Raw genomic sequence first — 22,646 nt, 5'->3', positions numbered from 1 at the left:
TTACCTGATCTCTCGTGATCGAACGGGTGCCTACTGGTTCGCGGCGGTGATCGCTGCGGCCATGTCGGTGGCGGCCTTGTCGACGGTCACCGCACCGGTGAGCGCCGAGTTGGCATTGTCCTGGATGGCCTTCGAGACCTGCTTGTAGTTCGGGGTGACCGGACGCGGCTTCGCGTTCTCGAGGGCTGCCTTCAGCGCGGGCAGGTACGGGTACTTCGCCTGCAGGGCGGGGTCGTCGTAGACCGACTTCAGGACCGGCGGGAACGACGCGTCCGCGAACGACATCTGGTTCTCGTCGTTCTGGACGAACGCGATGAAGTCACGCGCGGTCGCCTTGTTCTTGGAGAACACGTTGATGCCGTTGTTGTAGCCACCGAGGGTCGACGCACCTGCGCCGGCGGGGCCGGCGATCGGCGCGACGCCGACGTTGCCCTTCACCTTGGAGCCGTCCTTCTGCGCGTTGTCCCACATGTACGGCCAGTTGTAGGCGTACATCGCCTCGCCGCCGACGAACGCGAGGTTGGTCTCCTCCTCGGTGAAGCCGGTGGAACGCTTCGCGATCTGGCCACCCTGGTAGGCGTCGACCAGCGCCTGCATGCCGGCCTTGGCCTGCGGCGACGTGACCTCGGGGGTCTTGCCGTCGGAGCCGACGACCGCGCCGCCCCACGAGTTGATGAACTGCGTGGTGTTGACCGTCAGGCCCTCATACTGCTTGAGCTGGGTGACCATGCAGTCCTGGACGCCCTTGTCCTTGGCGACGGCGCAGCTGTCGGTGAGCGCCTTCCAGTCCGCGGGCGCCTGCGGCGTCAGGTCGGTGCGGTAGTACAGCAGCTGCGCGTTGGTGTTCTGCGGACCCGCGACCAGCTTGCCGCGGTAGGTGGCCGTCTCGACCGTCGACTGCAGCAGGTTGGTGGTGTCGATGGCCAGCGAGCCCTCGAGCGGCTGCAGCCAGCCGTTCGCGGCGAAGCCGGCCGTCCAGACGACGTCGAGCGCCATCACGTCGTAGTCGGAGTTACCGGCCTGCAGCGACTGGACGAGCTTGTCGTACTGGTCGTCCGCCTCGCCGGGCAGCTCCTTGAGCGAGACCTGCTCGTTCGGGTGCGCCGCGTTCCACTTCGCGATCACCGGCTGCAGCTTGTCGGTGTCGTTCTTGCCCATAGCGAACGAGATCGCGCCGCGGCCGTCGAGGTTCTGCGTGGCAGCGTCGGCGGCGCTGGTGCCGCCCCCACCGTTGTCACTCGAGCAACCGGCCAGCGCGAGCAGCGTGACAGCCGAGGCCGCAACCGCAACCCTCGTACGCGTATTGAAAGAACGCATGGTCCACCTTTCAGATAGACGTCTCCGGCCCTGCGGACAAGAGCTCCACCGGACCGAGGCATATGTCGCCGCTCACTCTCGCACGAACGGGACCCGATTTCGGTCATTACCCCCAGACTGGATCGGTCAGGATCACCCCAGGCGACGACCGTCGGTAACGGAGAACAGGTGCACCGCGGACGGCTCGACGTGCAGGTTCACGCGGTCACCGCGGCGCGGGGGCTTCCGCCAGTCGGCCCGCGCGACCAGCTCGTGCTGTCCGGGTCCGCCCAGACCGGTGCGCCCGTACACGAAGGCGTCCGCGCCGAGTTCCTCGACGACGTCGACGTCCATCTGGATGCCCTCGCCGTTCGGCGCCAGCTCGAGGTGCTCGGGCCGGATGCCCAGCACGACCTGCCCCTCGGGGATCTCGGCGATGGTTTCACGGGAAACCGGGATGACCGTCTCGCCGATCACGACCCCGGCGTCGCTGACCGGCAGGGTCAGCAGGTTCATCGACGGCGAGCCCATGAATCCGGCGACGAACTGGTTGACGGGTCGGGTGTAGAGCTCACGCGGCGGGGCGCACTGCTGCAGGATGCCGTCCTTGAGGACCGCCACCCGGTCGCCCATGGTCATGGCCTCGACCTGGTCGTGGGTGACGTAGACGGTGGTGGTCCCGAGTCGGCGCTGCAGCTGCGCGATCTGGGTGCGGGTCTGCACGCGCAGCTTCGCGTCGAGGTTCGACAGCGGCTCGTCCATCAGGAACACCTGCGGCTGCCGCACGATCGCGCGGCCCATCGCGACGCGCTGCCGCTGGCCACCGGACAGCGCCTTGGGCTTGCGGTCCAGGTACGGCTCGAGGTCGAGCATCTTCGCCGCCTCCTGCACGCGGCGCTTGATCTCGTCCTTGGGTGTCTTGGCGAGCTTGAGCGCGAAGCCCATGTTCTCGGCCACCGACATGTGCGGGTAGAGCGCGTAGTTCTGGAACACCATCGCGATGTCGCGTTCCTTGGGTTCCTGCGCGGTGACGTCCCGGTCGCCGATGAGGATGCGACCGTCGTACACCTCCTCGAGGCCCGCGAGCATGCGCAGCGAGGTGGACTTGCCGCAGCCCGACGGGCCGACGAGCACGAGGAACTCGCCGTCCTCGATGTGCAGGTCCAGCTTGTCGACCGCGGGGGTCGTCGCGCCCGGGAAAAGGCACGTGGTCTTGTCGAATGTCACCGAAGCCATGTGGAGCGGTCCCTTCACCGGCAGGAACGTGCCGGACGATCCGAGTGAGGGTGCACGGGTGTGCGGGGCACAGCATAGGCATACGCGGCGGCGCGAATCATCACCCGCGCACGGGCCGCAGCCGCACGAAATGAATGTTCCGGCCCGCCTCACGGAAGTCGGCCTCGCTGCCGTCCACCTCGAAGCCCATCGTCGAGCACAGCCGCGCCCCGAGTCCGGGGTGGGCACTGCCGTAGTGCGCCATGAGCTCGCCGCCGGCATCGGCGTCCAGGAACTCGGCGTCGACGGCGGTCGTGTCCCGACCCACCTGGGCGCGCGCCCGAGGATGTGCGTGCAGGTTGCGGTACCAGTCCGACGTCGTCCCGAACCCGGCGGCGACCACCCAGCCGTCGGGCGCGCCGTGGCGCACCTCGTCGTGGTTGACCACTTCGAGGACCACCTGCCGCGTCCGGCCGCTGCGGCGCCCGACGTGTTCGACAAGTACGAACCGGCGCCCGAGCAGCGCACCGAGATGCCACCGGTAGAGCGTGATGGGCATGCGGAAGAACCGCCGCTTCCAGCCGGTGGGCGGGTTGGGGCGCTCGGTGATCCGCACGTCTCCCAGTGTGCGCCTCCAACTGCGTGCAGCGGATCGATCGCGGGGATACCGTGAGATGCGAGTCCCGGCGCGAAGGAGTTCCGCATGACCCGTCCCGTGCGTATCGGCATCCAGTTGCAGCCCCAGCACGCCCCCGACTACGGCATGATCCGCGACGCCGTGATGCGCGCCGAGGACGCCGGCGCCGACGTCGTCTTCAACTGGGATCACTTCTTCCCCCTGTACGGCGATCAGGAGGGCGCGCACTTCGAGTGCTGGACGATGCTCGGCGCGTGGGCCGAGCAGACCGAGCGGGTGGAGATCGGCGCGCTCGTCAGCTGCGGCGGCTACCGCAACCCGGACCTGCTGGCCGACATGGCTCGCACCGTCGACCACATCAGCGGCGGACGGCTGATCCTCGGCATCGGCGCCGGCTGGTTCGAGAAGGACTACGACGCGTACGGCTACGAGTTCGGCACCCCGGGAGCGCGGATCAAGCTGCTCGGGGAGTACCTGCCGCGCATCACCTCCCGGCTCGGCAAGCTCAATCCCGCTCCGACGCGCGACATCCCGATCCTGATCGGCGGCAGCGGCGAGAAGAAGACGCTGCGCCTGGTCGCCGAGTACGCCGACATCTGGCACGGCTTCGGTGAGCGTGACGAGTTCGTCCGCAAGTCCGCGATCCTCGGCGAGCACTGCGGCGACGTCCAGCGCGATCCGCACGAGATCGAGCGGTCGACGTGGTGGCCGGGCGCGGATCTCGCGCCGGCGTACGTCGATGCCGGCGTCACGCTGTTCACCACGAACTGCAGCGGACCCGACTACGACCTCACCACGCTCCGCGAGGCGATCGCGTGGCGCGACGAGCACACGCCACCGCAACTGTCCGGACTCGCGTAGACCGGGACTGCCCCGATGTCCGCCGCCGCTTCCCGATCCCGAGCGGCGGCGGTGCTGCTGGTGATCCTCCTTCCGGTGCTCGCGCTCGCGGCGTGCTCGTCCGGCCGGAACACGTCGGGGACCACCGATCTGTGCGCGCCGCCCGGCGTCGACAGCGCATCGGCGCTGCCCGCCAACCTCGACACCGCAGCCGCGACGGCCGCCGAGGACAAGTACACGACCCCGAACACGCCGCCGCTCACCGACATCGACCCCACGAAGCTCGGCCTCGTCAAACCCGGCACGCTCACGGTCGGGACCCTGTCGGACGCGCCGCCGAGCATCTGCGTGAACTCGCACAACGTGTTCACCGGCTTCGACAACGAACTGTTGCGGGCCGTCGCCGCGAAGCTCGGACTGCAGGTGGAGTTCGTCGGCACCGACTTCGCGGGGCTGCTGGCACAGGTGGCCGGCCACCGGTTCGACGTGGGGTCGTCGTCGATCACCACCACCGACGCCCGCCGGGGACTGGTCGGCTTCACCAACGGCTACGACTTCGGCTACTTCGCGCTCGTGGTGCCGAACGGCAGTGCGATCAAGGGCTTCTCGGATCTGAATTCGTCGGTCCGCATCGGCGTCGTGCAGGGCACCGTGCAGGACGACTACGTGGTCAACACCCTCGGTCTGGATCCGGTCAAGTTCCCGGACTACAACACCGCCTACGCGAACCTGAAGACCGGGCAGATCGATGCGTGGGTGGCGCCGTCGCAACAGGCGGAGGGCGCGATCAAACCGGGTGATCCCGCGTCGATCGTGCAGAACACCTTCAGCCTCAACAACTTCGTGGGCTGGGCGGTCGCGAAGGACCACCGGCCGCTGATCGACGCACTCAACTCGGGACTCGACGCCGTCATCGCCGACGGCACGTGGGCGCGGCTGTACTCGGACTGGGTGCCGCGTCAGCTTCCGGCCGGCTGGAAGCCGGGCAGCAAGGCCGCACCGGAACCCGTGCTCCCGGACTTCGCGGCCATCGCCGCGCAGAAGGCAACCACATCGGAACCGTCGACCGCCGAGCCGAAGTCGACACTGCAGCAGCTCGGGGAGACCTTCTTCGACTGGGAACTGTACAAACGCGCGTTCCCGGATCTGCTGCGCACCGGCCTGCCGAACACGTTGATCCTGGCGTTGTCGTCGGGCATCGCGGGCACGGTGATCGGCATGCTGCTCGCGGTCGCCGGGATCTCCCGAACCCGCTGGCTGCGTTGGCCGGCCCGCGTCTACACCGACATCTTCCGCGGGCTACCCGCGGTGGTGATCATCCTGTTGGTCGGACTGGGTCTCGGCCCGGTCGTCAGGGGACTGACCGGCAACAACCCCTACTGGCTGGGCGCCGCGGCGCTGTCGCTGCTGGCCGCCGCGTACATCGGCGAGATCTTCCGGTCGGGCATCCAGAGCGTCGAACCCGGCCAGATGGAAGCCGCTCGCGCCCTGGGCTTCTCGTACCGGCGCTCGATGTCGCTCGTGGTGATCCCGCAGGGCGTGCGCCGGGTGCTGCCGGCCCTGATGAACCAGTTCATCTCGCTCATCAAGGACTCGTCGCTGATCTACTTCCTGGGCCTGCTCGTCACGCAGCGGGAGCTGTTCGCCGTGGGCCGGGACCTCAACGCGCAGACCGGCAACCTGTCGCCGCTGGTCGCGGCCGGCCTGTTCTACCTGGCACTGACCATCCCGCTCACGCACCTGGTGAACTACATCGACCGGCGCCTGCGCACCGGACGCGCCGACACGTCCGGCACGCTCGACGACCTCGAGCAGTCGATCATCGTCGAGGGGGGCTGACGCATGCCCGATTCCGTCTCCCTCACCGGCACCGGCCTGCACCTCGCGTTCGGCGCCAACCGGGTCCTGCGCGGGGTGGACCTGCACGTCGACGCCGGCAAGACCGTCACGGTGATCGGGCCGTCGGGCTCCGGGAAGTCCACTCTGCTGCGGGTGCTCAACCGACTCCACGAGCCCGACGCCGGCGACGTCCTCCTCGACGGACGCTCGGTGCTCCGCGACAACCCAGACCTCCTGCGCCGGCGGATCGGCATGGTGTTCCAGCACTTCAACCTCTTCCCGCACCGCACGGTCGCCGACAACATCGCCCTCGGGCCGCGCAAGCTCCGGAGGATGTCGAAGGACGCGGCCCGCCGACTCGCACTCGACCAACTCGAACTGGTCGGCCTGGCGCACAAGGCCGACGCGCGTCCGGGGAACCTGTCGGGCGGACAGCAGCAACGCGTCGCGATCGCCCGGGCACTGGCGATGCAGCCGCAGGTGATGTTCTTCGACGAGGCGACGTCGGCGCTCGATCCCGAACTCGTGAAGGGCGTGCTGGCGCTGATGACCGACCTCGCGAAGGGCGGCATGACGATGGTGGTGGTGACCCACGAGATGGGGTTCGCGCGGTCGGTGTCGGACACTGTTGTGTTCATGGACCGCGGCGCGGTGGTCGAGTCGGGCGCGCCCGACCAAATGTTCGACAGCCCCGAAACGCCTCGACTGCAGACCTTCCTGTCCGAAGTTCTCTAGAGTTGTCGCCCGGATGGGTCCGAACATCGTGGACAGCCGGGGAGGTGCTCGCAACCCGTCCGGGGTCCACGCCTTGACGAAGCGAGGCTGCTCTGAAAAGGACACCGAGTTTGAGATGGATACTGATAGCTCTGCTTTCGGTGGTGACGATGGCCAGCTGCGGGGCCGGTCTGGCCCCACAGGCGCAGGCACAGGGCCGGGTTTCGGCCGCGTCGGACGGCCTGTATCTCGACGGTGAGAAGTGGTGGCCGGCGGGTTTCAACGCCTACCAACTGTCGACGAACTGGGCGATCAACCGCGGCTGCGGCGGCATGGTCGATCTGCCCACCTACTTCGAATCCCTGCCGCCGCATTCGCTGACGCGCTTCGACGCGTTCCAGGAACTCGCGATCAACAAGTTCACCGGTCAACTGGACTTCACCGCGATGGACGCCGTCTTCGCCGAGGCCGAGCGCACCGATCAGATGATCATCCCGGTGCTCTCCGCGCAGGACGGCGCCTGCGAGAGCGAGAAGTTCAAGGACCGTTCGTGGTACGTCGGCGGCTGGAAGACCGACGACGAGAACGGCACGCGCCTCACGTTCGAGGACTGGGTGAAGACCGCGGTGGACCGGTGGAAGGACTCACCGGTGGTCGCCGCGTGGGAGTTGGTAGGCGAACCGGATCCCGGTGAGTGCGTGAACGGGAACTGCGACTGGTGGGTGCGCACGTGCCCTCCCGACGCCGCCCAGGTGCTGCGCGACTTCATGGAAGAGGCCGGCTCCGACGTCAAGGCGATCGCACCGAATCACCTGATCACCGCGGGCCTGATCGGCGGCGGCCAGTGCGGCACCGGCGGCGACGACTACCAGTACGTGAGCGAATCGGAACACGTCGACTTCGTGCAGTACCACGACTACGGCGCCGACGGCATCCCCCTGCCGGGCGATCAGTGGAACGGCCTGGCTCGACGCATCGATCAGGCAGAGGCGGCCGGAAAGCCGTTGCTGGTGGCGGAGATCGGCGAGAACGCGGGCTCGTGCAAGACGCTGCCGGCGCGCGCGGCGAGCATCGGGCAGAAGATCACCGGCCAACGTGCGGCCGGCACCGCAGGAGCGCTGCTGTGGGCGTTCGTGCCGGATCCCCGGCCTGGCGAGTGCACGATGGACATAGGTCCGGACGATCCACTGTTCCCGCTCATGGCCGGGTTCAACACTCTCGGGTAGAGACTCTCACGTTTTGCGCACTTATCGGTGCCGGGGGTGCGCGAGGAACACCGATAAGTGCGCAAAACGCGGCACGAGGGGGCGGGTCGGTTCAGGTGCCGGCGGGCGCGTCGGACGTCCCCAGTCCGTGGAAGGTCTTCTCCCAGTACGACGGATTGCGCAGCAACTGCCAACAGCCCTTGGCGGCGGCGATGCTCATCATCAGCCAGTAGATCGGCACGGTGACGCACGCGAGCAGCAGGTGCGAGTTGCCGCTCTCGCGGCAGCCGACGATGTTCATGTAGATCGCGGCCGCGTTGCCGAACACGAGCGAGACCAGCGCGCCGTAGTAGATGTAGGGCGGGAACACGTCGGCGACGATCAGCGGCTGCCCCAGCAGCCACGTGAACGTGATGAACCAGAACACCAGGTTGAGGCACGCGATGATCGGTGTGCCCGCGAGCAGCAGCGTGAACCGGATGAAACTGGCCGGGCCGAGCGCGCGCCAGGCCGCGAGAGGCTGGCGGGTGTGCACCAGCCACGACTGCAGATAGCCCTTGTACCAACGAGATCGCTGCCGGATCCAGTTGATGGGGTCGCTGTTGGCCTCCTCGATGGTGGTCGAGTCGAGGACAGCCGTCGAGTAGCCGGAGGCGGCGATCCGCACGCCGAGGTCGGCGTCCTCGGTGACGTTGTGCGGATCCCAGGCACCGATCTCGTCGAGCACCCACCGCTTCAGGTGATTCGACGTGCCGCCCAAGGGGATCGGCGACCGGGACTTCATCAGCCCGGGCAGCAGGAAGTTGAACCACACCGCGTACTCGGCGGTGAACCAGCCGGTGAGCAGGTTCTGACGGCCGTTGTCGTACGCGAGCTTGGCCTGCACACACGCGACATCGTCGGGCTGCCGGGCGAACGCGGCGACGACGCGGCGCAGCTGCAGCGGATCCGGCTTGTCCTCGGCGTCGTAGATGGTGACGATCTCACCGGTCGCGAAGTGCAGACCGTAGTTGCACGCCTTGGGCTTGGTGCGCGGTTGCGCCTCCGGCACCAGGACCACCGTCACGATCTCGCCGCCGGGAACCGAGATCGCGTCCCTCGCGGCCTCGACGGTCCGGTGATCGTCCTCCTCGAGCAGCAACAGCACCTGCAGCTTCTCGCGCGGGTACTCGAGCGCGGTCATGCCCGCGACCAGGTCATAGATCACCTCGGTCTCGTCGTAGGCGGGGACGAGGATCGTGTACGTGGGCAACTCGTCGTCCGGGATCGCCCGGGCCTCCTCGTCCGAGACGGTGACGATGGCGTCCCGGTCGAGTCCGCGCGCGAAGATGATCAGCCGGTCGATCATGGTCGCGACGTAGGCGAGCGTGCACACCGCGATGAGCACGGTGAAGGTGCCGATCGGGAAGAAGACCGCGCACCCCACGACGACCAGCGCCAGCGCGAGGGCGAGATTGCGCTGCCACGGCACGAACGCGACGGCGGCCGACGCGAGTGGGTGCCGCTCGCGCAGGCCGTCGACGGCGTCGTGCAGGGCGCAGGCCTTGAACTCGTCCGTCACGGTCCAGTCGGTGGTCATGCCCCGTCCGCCTTCCACTGCGCGTCCACGAGTTCGGATCCCGCCACCGTGAGCATGTCGCGGTCCTTGTACTCCGAGTTGTCGTCGACGGTGACCGCATTGCCGCGGATCAGGACGTTGAGCGTGTTGGTGACGTCCGAGGCCATCGACGGTGTGGGGTGCGGGAAGATCGCGTCGGGGCGGTGGTCGTCGACGGTGATGAGGTTGACCCGCTGGCTCACGTCACCGCGCGTCCACGTGAACGACAGCAGGCTCCACGTGAGCAGCGCCTGCTCGTCGACGATCGTCGACAACTCGCCCTGCACGCCGTGCCCGAGATCGACAGGGACGGTGGGGCTGCGGCGGGCGTCCTTCAGGCGGTACAGCGTGTCCGTCGGGTAGACGGTGAGGGTCGCGGGGCGATGGGTGTCCAGCGCGTCGATCACGACGCGGCGGGGTCGCGATTTCGAGTCCCAGTCGGGGTTCCCTTCGTCCGCGACGATCGTCTGCCGGGTCAGGGTCGCGCGGCGGCCGAAGAACCGGGCGGCCCAGTCGAATTCCTCGACGTTCTCCTGCGTCCACCCGTCCGGCACGACCAATTGCGCTCGTGCGTCGGGCGGGCCGGCGGCGACGACGGTCGACGGCGGGTCGGGCAGCGGAACGAGCGAGAGGACGAAGGCGACCGCGACGACGACCAACCCGGAACGGACCAGGCCCGTGCGCACCGCGGTGGGGCGCTGCGGCGCAACCGAGTACGCCGCGCGGCGGTCGGTGAAGTAGTACCCGTGCTGCAGGTACATCCCGATTCCGACGGTCACGGCCGCGACCGCGGCGGGCGCGAACTGCAACACCGGCCGCGGGGCGTCCGGGAACAGGAACAAGACGAGCGCGAGGACCGCGAGCCCGACGACCACCGTCGCCACCGCACCGACGACGCCGCGTCGTCGGGTCCGTCCTACCGCGATGCCGGTGGCCGCCGCGGCGAGGAGCGTCAGAACGACGCTCACGTGCTGCGACTGTCCCCCCAAGGCCACCACCGCCATGCGGTAGGGGAGCGGCGCGATGAGCAGGAGCATCAGCCATACCGGCCAGAACCGGCCCACGGGCCTGAGCCCGAACAGCAGCACGGCGGCGCCGACGACGAACAGCAGCCACGACAGCATGTCGATCCGGAGGAGGCTGAACTGCTCCTCGTACCGGGGGAGAAGCAGCCACTTGACCGCGACCGAGACGATCAACGCGATTCCGCCGACGAGGCTGTCGATCTGACGATCGTGGATGGGCAGTTCGTCGGCGCGCCGCCGGGCGATGCCGATAGCCGCGACCGCGGCGAGGAACGGCATCACGAAGATGTACCCCAGCAGGTCACCGCCGCGCAGGTCGTCCACGGTACGGATCACCGACGGCCAGAAGGCGGCCAGCGAGCAGCCGGCGATGACCAGCCACCGCACCAGGATCGATGCACTCGTGAACGAGGCTGTCACCGAACGCTTCCCACGAGCGACGGGCGGGCGCGGCGCGGGGCGGGCGGGAGGGGCAGTGACGTCGCCGGGCGCGGACGTGCCGACGCCAGGCATGGCATGCGTCATTGTCGATGTCCTCCCCGCGCACTCGAACAGATGTGCTGTCGTGACGATTTCGCGATCGGCGAGTGCCGCGGTCCGTACCGGCTCGTTTCCTACCCCATACTGACTCATCTCCTCCGCGACCGAAGTGTTACCCGCAGTGACGGGTGTCGCTTCGTGACCAACCTCTCCGAATGACATCGATGAAACTTCAAGTCTTGACCAGTCGTTTGTTTGGACTACATGGTTAGATGGGACGCGAACGAAGGCCCGCGCTATCGCCGGTCCATCGGACCACGGCGTCGCACAAAGAGTTTCAGGGTTTCGGGTGCCCTCCCTTCGTTCAGCCGACCGTCGTCGATCCGCTCGACCGGATACCGGCAAGCACAACGACGGACCGATCTGGGGAGAACTCATGGCAGGAACCGGGGCGCACCCCCGCGCGCCACGTCGTCGCACACTCGCGGCGCTCGTCACCGGCACGCTCGCGGCGATCACCGTCCTCCTCCCGGGCATGGGCACGGCGTCGGCACAGGACTCGGCCGACGCCACCGTCGTTACCGGACACTCAGTTCCGTTTCCCGAGCTGGGGCGCCCCGCCGACATCCGGTTCCCTTCGGACTCGGCGCCCGTGACGGTCACGCTTCCGGTCCCCGACGGCCTGGAGGCCCAGCGGCTCACCGGAACTCTCAGCACCCCAACGGACTTCCGACGGGGCTGGCTCGAGGTCCGCTCCGACGAGCGGGTGGTGCAACGCATCGACCTCCCTGCCGCCGACGAGGCCGGGGTCCCGCTGTCGGTGCCGCTCGACGGCCTGACCGTGACCGATCGTTCGGTCACCCTCACGATCACGAGCCACTACATCCCGATCGACGACCGCTGCTACGACCGCAGCCAGTTCGCGCCGCTGACGCTGCGCGATGCCGCGGTGACCTACGGTGGTGTCGAGAAGCAGCCGACGTCCCCCGCGGAGTTCCTGCCGCCGATCCTGCGCAAGCTGACGATCTACGCGGCCGACGCGTCGTCACAGGCCGACCAGAACGCCGCGCTCACGCTGAGCACCGCGGTCGTCAACCACTACGGCAGCCAGCCGACCCGCATCGACGTGGCGGCACTCCCCGCGCCGGGCGCCGTGCCGGACGTGGCGCCCGCCCTGTTCGAGCGCAGCATCGTCGTCGGGGGCTCGACCGAGGCCGGGATCGGACTGCAGGGCACACCGGCCGGTGCCCCGGTCCTGCGGATCACCGGGAACGAGAACGCGCTGTCGTCGCAGGTGGATCTGTTCGTCGCCAATCTCGACGGCTACGCGGCCGCGAGCCGCGCGATCGCGGCGCCGGACGTCAAGGTCCCCGAGGTGGCGCAGGACGTGGTGACGCTCGAGCAGCTGAAGATCGGATCCCTGACGGCGTCCGGACTGGGCCACATCGAGGTGCCGATCGAGGTCAACCAGACCCGGCTCGGACGGCCGATCCGCGACCTCTCGGCGCACCTGTTCGGCACCTACGTCCCGCTGCCACAGTCACGCAGCGGCATCCTCACGGTCGGAATCGGCGGGACGCCGCTGGCGAGCGCGCCGCTCGACGCGTCTGGGAAGTTCGACGTCCAGGTGAGCGTGCCGAACAACCTGCTGTCCCGGTTCATGACGCTGACGGTGGCGCTCGACATCACGGGCGACTTCCAGTGCGGCACGAGCAACGCGTCGTCGCTCACCGTCGATCCGCGCAGCACCGTCTCGTCGAAGCTCGCGGCTCCACCGCTGCCCGGCGGCTTCGCGTCGCTCCCGCAGACCCTGCTGCCCACCGTCGACGTCGGCCTGGGCGACAACGCCCTCGGCGACCTCCGACGCGCCAACCAGCTGCTGGTCCAGATGCAGCGCATCAGCTACCTCCCGCTCCAGCCGCGGGTGCGCCCCACGACCGAGGCCGCGACCGGCACACTGCCGGCGATCCTCGTCGCAGCCGACGGCAACCTGCCGCAGTCGGTTCGGCAGCCGCTGGCGTCGGCCGACCCGGCACTGCTCGCGCTGCAGGGTGTCACCGGGTCGACCCCGTACGGCACCCTGCAGGTGGTCGAGCAGGGCAACCGCACCCTCCTCCTCGCGACGTCCAACGGGGAGCCCCGCGATCTGGACGCGCTGCTCGGCCGGCTGGACGCCGATCCGTCGCAGTTCCCGCGGCTCACCGGCGACGTCCTGATCGGCCCACGTGATGCCCAGCCGTTCGCGATCGGCGTGAACATCACCGATATCGCCGCCCAGGCCGACGCCGAGGACGATTCCGGTATCGGGGTCGGGACGATCGCCGCGATCGTGGCCGGGACGGCGGTCCTCGCCGTGATCGTGGTCGGCACGACGGTGTGGCTGCGCCGGCGCCGGACGTGACGGCGACGACCAACCTGCGTCCGGCGCCCAGCGACGGCGCCGGCCGCCCTCGGGCGACCGGCACCGCGGGAGCCCGCAAGCCGTGGGCGCTCTACGGCGTGCTGTTCGCCGCCTACGTCGCGGTGGGCGTGTGGATGAACGTCGGCGTGGGGTTCATCTTCACCGACTCCCTGTCGCGCGTCGCGGCGGTCTCGGGCGTGCTGCTGAGCCGTGACCCGCACCTCGCGGCGATCGGATTCGTCTTCACGCCGCTGACCGCGTTCGCGCAGCTGCCGCTCGGATTCCTCGGCCACTGGTTCCCCGAGTTGCTGCGCTGGAACCTGACGGCCGTAGTGATGTCGGCCGCGTTCATGGCCGGAGCCGTCGTCCAGATCCGCGGGATCGCGCGCGACCGTGGTTGCTCCACGGTCCTGGTCGTGGTGCTGACGGCGTTGTTCGCCCTCAACCCGATGATCGTGATGTACGCGGCCAACGGCATGAGCGAAGCACCGTTCGTGTTCTTCGTGTGCTGGGCGGTGCGCCGGCTCATCCGGTGGATGCGCAGCGACGGCGTCCACGACCTCATCGCCGCCGGCATCGCACTGGCCCTGGCCTATCTGACGCGGTACGACGCGATCGCGCCGATGATCGTGGCCGGTGCGCTCGTCGGACTGGTCACCGCGGTCCGGTACCGCCCCAGCGCGCGGCCGGGGCGCGGCGACCGGTGGTGGGCGGCCGCCGTCGACGTCGCGCTGGTCGTCGGTCCCGGCTTCGCCGCCTTCGCGGCCTGGTCGTTCACGAGCTGGCTGATCACCGGCACTGCGTTCCAACAGTTCTCGTCGGTGTACGGCAACAGTGCGATCCTCGAACAGTCCGGGGCCGGAACCTCCACTGCGGCGGAGCGGGCGGTGTTCTCCCTCACGGAGATGGCGGTGCTGGGACCGGCCGTTCCACTGCTGCTCGTCGCGGCCGCGGTGCTGGCGTATCGCCGGCGGGATGCCGAGATCCTGGTGCCGTTCGCGGTGTTCGGCGCGGTTCTCGGTACCCAGTCGCTGCTGTACCTGATGGATTCGACGTTCCCGTTCCTGCGGTTCTACATCACGATCATCCCGTTCGCGTTCGTGCTCGTGGTGCTGCTCGCGCCGAGTCGTGCGTCCGTGATCTCCCATCGCCCAGGCCGTTTCGCAGCGGCACCCCGGACGATCCCCCCGTACCCCGGACCGTCGCCCCTGGTCGCACTCGCGGCGTGTCTGCTCGTCGGGTCGACCGCGATCACGACCGTCGCGATGGGCAACGCGCGTCTCGCGGCCCTCGAACACTCGATCGCGAGCGCGATCGTGCCGGGTCGGCAGGACCCCGACGAACTGGCGATCCTGCGGACGTTCGGCGCTGAGTTACGCATCGCCGACTATCTCGACAGTCTCGACCTGCCGGAGGGCTCGGTGCTCCTCGACACGGTCGAGGGGTTCGCGGTGGTCACGGCGTCGGAGAACCCGAAGCAGTTCGTCGTCACCTCGGACACCGACTTCACGAAGATCCTCGACGACCCCGCTGGGCATGGCGTGCAATACATCCTGGCGGTACCGAACACCAAGCGCGGTGTCGCGGACGCCGTGAACCGCCGGTACCCGACGATGTTCGAGACCGGCTCGGGCGGCGTCGGCGCGCTCGTCCTCGAGATGCGCAACGACGGCGGAACCGAGCCCGAGATGTGGCGGCTCTACCGGGTGACCGGCCAGCTCACCCCCGGTGGTTGATCGGCGGCACGCATCCTCCGACCACTGTTCTCCCACTGTTCACCCGGGCGTCGTCGGTCACTCGTTCCCGATCTCTACGGTGCGAGCGGTATCCGCCTTGTCCGTAATAGACCTCGGGAGTCCCACGGTGAGCCTCAAGCCCCTCGCACTGTTCGTCAAGCACGACGGTATGTCGTCGCGCGCCTCGATCACCTGCCAGTACAAGTGCGGAAATGCCTGCGCGCACGACGTTCCCAACGATTCGAACGGCGAGTACTTCGGCGACATCGTGCGCGGTGCCGTCTCCCGCCGCGGCGTCCTGCGTGGCGGCGCGGCCGCGGTCCTCGCCGTCGGCGCGGGCACGGCCCTCGCGGGCAGCGCGGCCGCGGCACCCGGGTCCGTCGATTTCGGTTCCCTCGGAACCGGTTCCGCGTCGGGTTCGGCCGCAGGTCCGATCCCCGGCACCAACTTCGCCCCGGTGGCTCCCAACAAGGAGGACGCCCTCGTGACCCCGGCCGGCTACGAGCAGGCCGTCGTGATCCGTTGGGGCGACCCGCTGTTCGCCGACGCTCCGGCGTTCGACTTCGACAACCAGACCGCGGCAGCGGCCGAGAAGCAGTTCGGCTTCAACAACGACTTCGCGGGCCTGCTGCCGATCCCGGGCCTGACGAACTCCTACCTGCTCGTGGTCAACCACGAGTACACCACCGAGCCGTTCATGTTCCGCGGCTACGACGCCGCGAACCCCACGGAGGAGCAGGTCCGCATCGGCTGGGCCAACCACGGCCTCTCCGTCGTCCAGGTCCAGGGCGACGCGCGCTCGGGCAAGCTCACGCCGCAGTTCGGCCCGTTCAACCGCCGCATCACCGCGCGCACCGAGTTCGTCGTCACCGGTCCGGCCGCGGGCAGCCCGCTGCTGAAGACCTCCGCGGACCCGACCGGCACCCGCGTGAAGGGCACGCTCAACAACTGCTCGGGCGGCCTGACTCCTTGGGGCACTGTGCTTTCCGGTGAGGAGAACTTCAACCAGTACTTCGCCAACGGCGGTCGGGTCACCGACCCGACGGCCGCCGCGCGCCTGAAGCGGTACGGCATCGGCGGCAACGCGTCCGAGCGCAAGTGGGAGCGCGTCGATTCCCGCTTCGATGTCGTCGCGGAACCCAACGAGGTCCACCGCTTCGGCTGGGTCGTCGAGGTCGACCCGTGGGACGCGTCGTCCACGCCGGTCAAGCACACCGCGCTGGGCCGCTTCAAGCACGAGGCCGCGACCATCCACGTCACCGCGGACGGCACCGTCGTCGCTTACAGCGGCGACGACGAGCGCTTCGACTACATGTACAAGTTCGTCTCGTCCCGCAAGATGCAGCGCGGTGCCAGCCGAACCGCGATGCGCCACAACATGACCCTGCTCGACGCCGGCACCCTGTACGTCGCCAAGCTCACCGGCAACGAGCCGGGTGCGATCGACGGTTCCGGCACGCTGCCGCCGTCGGGCGTGTTCGCCGGCACCGGTCAGTGGATTCCGTTGCTGCGCACCGGTGAGGACGGCCGCGGCGAGTCCCTGGTGGAGGGCATGAGCGCCGACGAGGTGGCCGTGTTCACCCGCCTCGCGGGCGACAAGGTGGGCGCCACCAAGATGGACCGCCCCGAGGACTTCGAACCCAATCCGCGCACCGGCAAGGTGTACGTGGCGCTCACCAACAACACCAAGCGCGGCACGTCCGGCGAGGCCGCCGCCGACGAGGCGAACCCGCGCAACAACAACAAGAACGGCCAGGTCCTCGAGATCGACGACAACCACGCGGGCACCTCGTTCACGTGGAACCTGCTGCTGGTGTGCGGCGACCCCGCGACCGCGGACACCTACTTCGGCGGCTTCGACAAGTCGCAGGTCAGCCCCATCTCGTGCCCGGACAACCTGGCGTTCGACTCGTACGGCAACCTGTGGATCTCCACCGACGGCAACGCGCTGAAGTCCAACGACGGCCTCTTCTCGGTGGTGCTCGAGGGGGAGCGGCGCGGCGAGACCAAGCAGTTCCTCACGGTACCGCTGGGCGCCGAGACGTGCGGCCCGATCGTCGACGAGAAGCGCGTCATGGTGTGCGTCCAGCACCCCGGCGAGACCGACGGCGCCAGCGCCGACGCGCCGTCCTCGCACTGGCCGGACGGAGGCAGCGCGCAGCCGCGGCCGTCCGTCGTCGCCGTGTGGAAGTCCGGCGGCGGGCGGATCGGCATCTGACGTCCCTCGATCCGCGGCGGTGAACGCCCGCCGCGGACGATCCGTATTCCCTCGTGCCGGCCGCCCCTCCTGGGCGGCCGGCACGACTCGCATCAGGCGGAATACGAACGGAGATCGATGATGGCGAAGAGGGCGATTCTCGCGGCGCTCGGTATCGGCGCGGCGGTGGTGGTGACGGGGTGCAGCTCGTCCGCCGAACCCGCGGCGCCCGCGGACGGAACCTCGTCCTCGGCCCCGCAGTCCACCGCGGCCCAGGCGGCCGCCGAGTCCACGACCGCGCCGGCGGCCGGGCCCGAACTCGTGGCCCGGGACACCGCGCTGGGCACGGTGCTGACGGACGGCGACGGCTTCACGCTCTACACCTTCGACGAGGACACCCCCGCCGAGATCACGTGCGTCGGCCAGTGCGCCGAGATCTGGCCGCCCTCCCTCGGGGCGCCGCAGGCCGCGAATCCACTGCCCGGCAGCCTGGGCACCATGGCCCGGCCGGACGGCTCGCAGCAGGCCACCTACGACGGCCACCCGCTGTACCGGTTCGCGAAGGACACCGCACCCGGCCAGACCAGCGGCGACGGCGTCAAGGGCACGTGGCACGTCGTGGTGGTCGATCCGGCCGCCGGGTGAGGACACGGGCACACTGAACGCCGCGGCCGCCGCGCCCGTACACCCCGGGGACGTCGGGCGGGCCGGCGGCCGAGGGTTCGGGAGGTGAGGGTGTGCGGCTACGTATCTCGCGCAAACGCGCGGAGCGACCGGTCGACGGCTTGGACGACGACTCGGTCCTGCGGGCCGCCTACGACGACCACGGCCGCGAACTCTTCGCGCTCGCCTACCGGTCCCTGGGGGACCGGGGTCGGGCGGAGGAGGCGGTGCAGGAGACGTTCCTCCGGGCCTGGCGCAGCGCCGATCGATACGATCCACAGCGGTCCACACTGCGTACCTGGCTGTACGCGATCTGCCGCAACGTGGTGATCGACGCGAGCCGGGCCCGGGCCGCCCGTCCCCAGCTCGTCGACTCCGAGCCGCCGGACCTCCCCGTCGAGGAGCGCCCCCTCGAGCAGCTGCTGGTGGGGCTGCAGGTCGAGGAGGCGCTCCGGCGGCTGTCCGAACAGCACCGCGTGGTGCTCGTCGAGGTGCACCTGCGCGACCGGCCCGCCACCGAAGTCGCCGCGCAGCTCGGCGTTCCCGTGGGGACGGTGCGCAGTCGCGTGTACTACGGGCTCAAGGCGCTCAGGCTGGTACTGGAGGAGATGGGGTGGCACGGTGACCAGTGATCGCTGCCGGCAGATGCACACCTGGCTGGGGATGTACGCGCTCGGGCGCCTCGACGAACCGGAGGCCGTCGCACTGCGGGCCCACGTGGACGGCTGCCCGGACTGCAGGGACGAACTGAGCGAGTTGGTCCCGATGGCGTCGGTCCTCTCGCTGGCGGACCCGGCGCGGCTCGCCGAGCCGGTGCCCGCACCGCCGCCGACGCTGCCCGCGGCGATCCTCGCGACCGTCGAACGCGAACGCGGCCGACGTCGTGCCCGCCGACTGGGTCTCGTCGCCGCGGCGGCCGCAGCCGCCGTCGCCTTGGTGACCGGCGGGTTCTTCCTGCACGACGTCGTCCCCGACGCCCCCGACGCCCCCGCGGGACAGGCGGTGGCCTTCAGCGTCGTATCGACCGGGGTGGAGGCGTCGGCGCGGGTGGAGAACCGCGCCTGGGGAACCGGGATCAGCCTCGACGTCGCCGGCCTGCCCCCGGACCGGACCTACAATGTCTGGCTCGCGCGCGCCGACGGAAGTCGCATGAACGCAGGCAGTTTCATCGCCCAGGGCAACCGGACGATGTCGATGGATCTCGCGGTGGGACTGCCGATGTCCGACGCGACGACGCTCGGCGTGAGCGCCCTGGGCGACGAGCGCGCGCTGCTGCAGGCGCCGCTCGGCTACTAGGACGTCCAGCCGTTCGGTCCTTCGCGGAGCGAACTGTCGGGTAGCGTGCCTGGCGGGGAGAACGCAGGGGGAGATATGCGTGATTTGTTGTACGACGTCGGCCGCGAAAGCCGCCACTGGAACCGCCGCCTTCGGCTGCGCAGGCTGCGGGCACCGCTGCTCTTCATGGCGCTGTCGGTGATACCCGGGCTGATCTCGTTCCGCGTGTACCAGTCGGTCCTGGAGGCGGCCGTGGTCACGATCCTGACCGTAGCGAGCGTCGGAGCGGCTGCCGTCGTGTTCCGGCCACGTTGAGTCGGTGGCGGGTTCCTCAGCTGCCGAAGAAGTTCCGCGCGTACATGTTGATGTCGCCCATCGACCCGCTGTAGACGTTGAGGTCGACGTTGCCGTTCACGCCCGGGATCCGGCCGCTGTCGGTGTACTGCCAGAACGCCCAGTTCTGCCAGCCACCCGGTAGCGGCCCGGGTTCGTTGCGGCCGTTGTAGTCGGCGATCCACAGCGGGTAGCGCGTGAACTCGTTCGTGTTGGCCATCGCTGTGCGCCAGAAGTTGGGGTAGGTGTAGATGATCGGCGTGCGACCGGTGAGCGACTGCACCGTGTTGAGGTAGCGGTGCGTCCAGTCGATCAACTGCGGCGCCGCCAGTCCGCCGGTGGCCTCCAGGTCGAGCACGGGCGGCAGTCCACCGAACTGGTTGACCGCCAGCGCGGTCGCCGCGAAGAACGCTGCCTGCGCCTCGGGGGAGGCGGACGGGTCGGCGTAGTGGTAGGCGCCGCGCGCGACGCCCGCGAGCCGCATCGAGAGGGAGTCCTGCGCGAAGAACGGGTTGGTGTAGAACAGCCCCTCCGTCGCCTTGACCATCGCGAAATCGTGTCCGGCAGACCGCACCTGGAACCAGTTGATCGGGGATCCGGCGGAGTGCTGCCACGACGACACGTCCGGGCCTTGTGGATTGGCCGCGGCCACAGCCGGGCCCGCCACACTCACCGCCCCCGCCAGGAGCACTGCTGCGACACGGACGATGGATCGGCGCGAGATACTCGGCATCGCACGAGACTAAACGACTTCCTCACCGCGCGCGGCGATTTCACACCAATGTTCATCTCCCAGGCACTTCCCAGAAAGGGTGTCAACCCAGCCAGTCGAGCACTGCGGCCGCCGTCCACGACTGCTGCATGCTGCCGAGCGGCCGTCCCGTGAACGGCTCGTAGTATTCGGCGAAGCTGCCGTCGGCGGCCTGTCGCAGACCCTCCGCACGCAACATCGACGATCGTTCCGCCCACCCGCGTCGCGCGAACGCCCACGAGAACAACCACGTCATCACCGGCCACACCGGCCCCCGCCAGTACTCGCGGGGACGGAAGTCACGCGAGACCGGCGACGTCGACGGTGGGACTGCGTACCGCAGATCGGGGTGGGTGCAGAACCGCGGGCCCTCGAAGACGTGCATCAGGTGTCGCTCCACGTGCCGGTCGAGCCCGCCGCACAGCAGGGGAGCGAACATCGCGATCGTGTCGGTGCCGATCCAGCGGCCGCTGCGTACGTCGAAATCGCGTGCGGCCCCGCTCCGCTCGTCCGTCGTGGCGACGACACCCCGACGGAAGTGGTCCGCCCAGTGATGCAGTTCCCGCACGTCGGCATTGGGTCGCGAGTGCTCCTCCCCGATCACGGCGAGCACGTCGCACGCGAGTGCGAAGATCGCGCTGACGAAGACGTCCTCGACCGCGAAGCTCATCTTGTCGGCCAGCGCGTCGTCGTCGTAGCGGACGCTCTTCATCTCCTCGAGCAGCCACAGGTAGCGGTCGTACTCGCCGTTGGTGGGGCGCTGCGAGGTGTCGGTGACGACCGTGACGTCCTCCCGGCGATACGGCGGAACAGGACCGGGAATCACGTTGGCGTACGCGACATCCCATCGGGGCGAATTGTCCATTCCGGACTCCCACCCGTGGTACAGCGTGATGCGGCCGTTCCCGTCGCGATCCCGGGCGTGGGCGAGCCATCGGTGCCACCGCATGAGGTCCGTCCAGCGGCGGTCCAGGAACTCCTCCGCAACCGCCCGGGTGCTGCGGCCGTGCCGGCGGGCGTGGTCGAGGATCCGCTGCACCGCGATCGCATGCACTGGCGGCTGCGTGATGCCGGAGGTGTCGACGCCGATCGGCGCGTAGCCGGCCAGCTCCCGGCACTGCCAGCGGGCCGGTCCGGGGAAGTAGCCGTCGACCCCGTTCGCGAACACGATGTGCGGGATCATCCCGTTGCTCCACTGCGCCGAGAGCAGCGTGTCGAGTTCGGTCACCGCCCGCTCGACGCTCAACGGCGCCAGCCCGACGGCGACGAACGCCGCGTCCCAGCTCCACATGTGCGGGTACAGGCGCGGCGCGGCGGTGGTCATGGTCCCCAGGTCGTTGCCGCGCAGCAGGTAGGCGGCACGAGCCGCGAGCTGGGTCGGCGTGAATCCGGGGTCGATCATCGTCCCATTCTGCGACTCACCCGGCGAACGCGCGCGTCCAGGCGAGCAGATCGTCGACGGGCCAGGTGTTCACGACCCGCTCGACCGGGACGCCGCACCGGATGGCACGCTCGCAACCGAGGCCCTGCCACGCCAGCTGTCCGGGCGCGTGGGCGTCGGTGTCGATCGCGAAGAGACAGCCGCTGTCGACGGCGAGGTCGATCAGCCGGCTGGGCGGGTCGCGGCGCTCGGGCCGGCTGTTGATCTCGATGGCGACGTCGTGGTCGCGGCACGCCTCGAACACCTTCTCGGCGTCGAACTTCGACTCGGGACGGTTACCGCGGCGGCCCTCGACGAGCCGGCCCGTGCAGTGGCCGAGCACGTTCACCCGCGGATTCCGGACCGCCCCGAGCATACGCCGGGTCATACCGCCGCGATCCGCGCGCAGGTGCGAGTGCACGCTCGCCACCACGACGTCCAGTTCATCCAGAAGATCCGAATCCTGGTCCAGCGCACCGTCATCCAAGATATCGACCTCGATTCCGGAGAGGACCCGGAACGGCGCCATCTCCCGATCGAGGTCGTGCACCGCGGCGAGCTGCTCGCGCAGCCGCTCGGGAGACAATCCGTTCGCGACGGTCAGCCGCGGCGAGTGGTCGGTGAGCGCGCAGTACTCGTGGCCGAGCGCGGCGGCGGTGCCCATCATCTCGCCGATCGGGCTGCCGCCGTCGGACCAGTCCGAGTGCACGTGCAGGTCGCCGCGCAGCGCCGGTTGGAGGTCGCCGCCGTACCCGATCGGCTGGGCGGACTCGCGCAACTCCCGCAGATACTCGGGCACGTCCCCGGCCACGGCCTGCTCGACGATCGCCGCGGTCTTCGCGCCCAGCCCCGGCAGAGCGGTCCAGCCACCGGTGCGCTGACGCGCCTCCCGCTGCCCCGCGGTGAGCCCCGCGACCACGTCCGCGGCCCGCCGGTACGCCTTCACCCGATACGTGTCGGCGCGCCCACGCTCGAGCCAGAACGCGACCTCCCGCAGCGCTTCGACCGGATCCATACGTTCA

Annotated in this window: 19 protein-coding genes; 11 read left to right on the top strand and 8 right to left on the bottom strand. The window is 69.3% G+C overall.

Annotated features, from left to right (window positions below; translation table 11 throughout):
- Nucleotides 1-30: 30 nt before the first annotated feature.
- From ABI214_RS14350 to ABI214_RS14340, 3 genes are all read right to left on the bottom strand, one after another.
- On the bottom strand, nt 31-1,317 hold the full coding sequence (locus tag ABI214_RS14350; protein ID WP_348603207.1) for an ABC transporter substrate-binding protein: 1,287 nt from the start codon (nt 1,315-1,317) through the stop codon (nt 31-33).
- Nucleotides 1,318-1,449: 132 nt separating this feature from the next.
- Complete coding sequence (locus ABI214_RS14345; RefSeq protein WP_348603206.1) at nt 1,450-2,532, bottom strand: ABC transporter ATP-binding protein; 1,083 nt, start codon at nt 2,530-2,532, stop codon at nt 1,450-1,452.
- A 100-nt stretch (nt 2,533-2,632) separates the two neighbouring features.
- Nucleotides 2,633-3,127: a nitroreductase family deazaflavin-dependent oxidoreductase gene (locus ABI214_RS14340; protein WP_348603205.1), complete on the bottom strand. Its 495-nt coding sequence runs from the start codon at nt 3,125-3,127 to the stop codon at nt 2,633-2,635.
- Nucleotides 3,128-3,214: 87 nt separating this feature from the next.
- Here ABI214_RS14340 and ABI214_RS14335 point away from each other — a divergent pair, with 87 nt between their 5' ends.
- From ABI214_RS14335 to ABI214_RS14320, 4 genes are all read left to right on the top strand, one after another.
- Nucleotides 3,215-4,009: an LLM class F420-dependent oxidoreductase gene (locus ABI214_RS14335; RefSeq protein WP_348603204.1), complete on the top strand. Its 795-nt coding sequence runs from the start codon at nt 3,215-3,217 to the stop codon at nt 4,007-4,009.
- A 15-nt stretch (nt 4,010-4,024) separates the two neighbouring features.
- The gene (locus ABI214_RS14330; protein WP_348603203.1) at nt 4,025-5,827 is read left to right on the top strand and encodes an ABC transporter substrate-binding protein/permease; all 1,803 of its coding nucleotides are present in this window, start codon (nt 4,025-4,027) and stop codon (nt 5,825-5,827) included.
- A 3-nt stretch (nt 5,828-5,830) separates the two neighbouring features.
- Nucleotides 5,831-6,562, top strand: a complete 732-nt coding sequence (locus tag ABI214_RS14325) for an amino acid ABC transporter ATP-binding protein (RefSeq protein WP_348603202.1) — start codon at nt 5,831-5,833, stop codon at nt 6,560-6,562.
- 149 nt (nt 6,563-6,711) lie between these two features.
- Nucleotides 6,712-7,767, top strand: coding sequence for a beta-mannosidase (locus tag ABI214_RS14320; RefSeq protein WP_348603201.1), 1,056 nt, complete (start codon nt 6,712-6,714; stop codon nt 7,765-7,767).
- A 91-nt stretch (nt 7,768-7,858) separates the two neighbouring features.
- Here ABI214_RS14320 and ABI214_RS14315 read toward each other — a convergent pair whose 3' ends face one another.
- Both ABI214_RS14315 and ABI214_RS14310 read right to left on the bottom strand, forming a co-directional pair.
- Nucleotides 7,859-9,325, bottom strand: coding sequence for a glycosyltransferase (locus tag ABI214_RS14315; RefSeq protein WP_348603200.1), 1,467 nt, complete (start codon nt 9,323-9,325; stop codon nt 7,859-7,861).
- Nucleotides 9,322-10,788: a hypothetical protein gene (locus tag ABI214_RS14310; RefSeq protein ID WP_348603199.1), complete on the bottom strand. Its 1,467-nt coding sequence runs from the start codon at nt 10,786-10,788 to the stop codon at nt 9,322-9,324. The genes ABI214_RS14315 and ABI214_RS14310 overlap by 4 nt, the downstream gene beginning before the upstream one ends.
- Nucleotides 10,789-11,284: 496 nt before the next feature.
- Between ABI214_RS14310 and ABI214_RS14305 the strand changes: the two genes are divergently transcribed.
- The 7 genes from ABI214_RS14305 to ABI214_RS14275 all read left to right on the top strand — a co-directional run bounded on the left by ABI214_RS14305 (nt 11,285) and on the right by ABI214_RS14275 (nt 19,435).
- The gene (locus ABI214_RS14305; protein WP_348603198.1) at nt 11,285-13,249 is read left to right on the top strand and encodes a hypothetical protein; all 1,965 of its coding nucleotides are present in this window, start codon (nt 11,285-11,287) and stop codon (nt 13,247-13,249) included.
- Between the two features lie 134 nt (nt 13,250-13,383).
- Nucleotides 13,384-14,985, top strand: a complete 1,602-nt coding sequence (locus ABI214_RS14300) for an ABC transporter (protein ID WP_348611626.1) — start codon at nt 13,384-13,386, stop codon at nt 14,983-14,985.
- Between the two features lie 127 nt (nt 14,986-15,112).
- Nucleotides 15,113-17,203, top strand: coding sequence for a PhoX family protein (locus ABI214_RS14295; protein ID WP_348603197.1), 2,091 nt, complete (start codon nt 15,113-15,115; stop codon nt 17,201-17,203).
- 117 nt (nt 17,204-17,320) lie between these two features.
- On the top strand, nt 17,321-17,827 hold the full coding sequence (locus ABI214_RS14290; protein WP_348603196.1) for a COG4315 family predicted lipoprotein: 507 nt from the start codon (nt 17,321-17,323) through the stop codon (nt 17,825-17,827).
- 92 nt (nt 17,828-17,919) lie between these two features.
- Nucleotides 17,920-18,477 carry a sigma-70 family RNA polymerase sigma factor gene (locus ABI214_RS14285; protein ID WP_348603195.1) on the top strand — a complete coding sequence of 186 codons (558 nt, stop codon included), beginning with the start codon at nt 17,920-17,922 and terminating at the stop codon, nt 18,475-18,477.
- Nucleotides 18,467-19,141, top strand: a complete 675-nt coding sequence (locus ABI214_RS14280; protein WP_348603194.1) for a zf-HC2 domain-containing protein — start codon at nt 18,467-18,469, stop codon at nt 19,139-19,141. Before ABI214_RS14285 ends, ABI214_RS14280 begins: the two co-directional genes overlap by 11 nt.
- 75 nt (nt 19,142-19,216) lie before the next feature.
- The gene (locus ABI214_RS14275; protein ID WP_348603193.1) at nt 19,217-19,435 is read left to right on the top strand and encodes a hypothetical protein; all 219 of its coding nucleotides are present in this window, start codon (nt 19,217-19,219) and stop codon (nt 19,433-19,435) included.
- A 16-nt stretch (nt 19,436-19,451) separates the two neighbouring features.
- Here ABI214_RS14275 and ABI214_RS14270 read toward each other — a convergent pair whose 3' ends face one another.
- The 3 genes from ABI214_RS14270 to ABI214_RS14260 all read right to left on the bottom strand — a co-directional run bounded on the left by ABI214_RS14270 (nt 19,452) and on the right by ABI214_RS14260 (nt 22,639).
- A complete protein-coding gene (locus tag ABI214_RS14270; protein WP_348603192.1) occupies nt 19,452-20,186 on the bottom strand; it encodes a glycoside hydrolase family 25 protein in 735 nt (244 codons plus the stop codon).
- Between the two features lie 82 nt (nt 20,187-20,268).
- Entirely contained in the window at nt 20,269-21,606 is a 1,338-nt protein-coding gene (gene ggh, locus ABI214_RS14265) for a glucosylglycerate hydrolase (RefSeq protein WP_348603191.1), read from the bottom strand.
- Between the two features lie 16 nt (nt 21,607-21,622).
- Nucleotides 21,623-22,639: a PHP domain-containing protein gene (locus tag ABI214_RS14260; RefSeq protein WP_348603190.1), complete on the bottom strand. Its 1,017-nt coding sequence runs from the start codon at nt 22,637-22,639 to the stop codon at nt 21,623-21,625.
- Between the last annotated feature and the right edge of the window lie 7 nt (nt 22,640-22,646).

This window comes from Prescottella soli (assembly GCF_040024445.1).
GTDB lineage: Bacteria > Actinomycetota > Actinomycetes > Mycobacteriales > Mycobacteriaceae > Prescottella > Prescottella soli.
The sequence above is the reverse complement of the archived record's forward strand: the minus strand, read 5'-3'. Positions and strand labels throughout refer to the sequence as shown.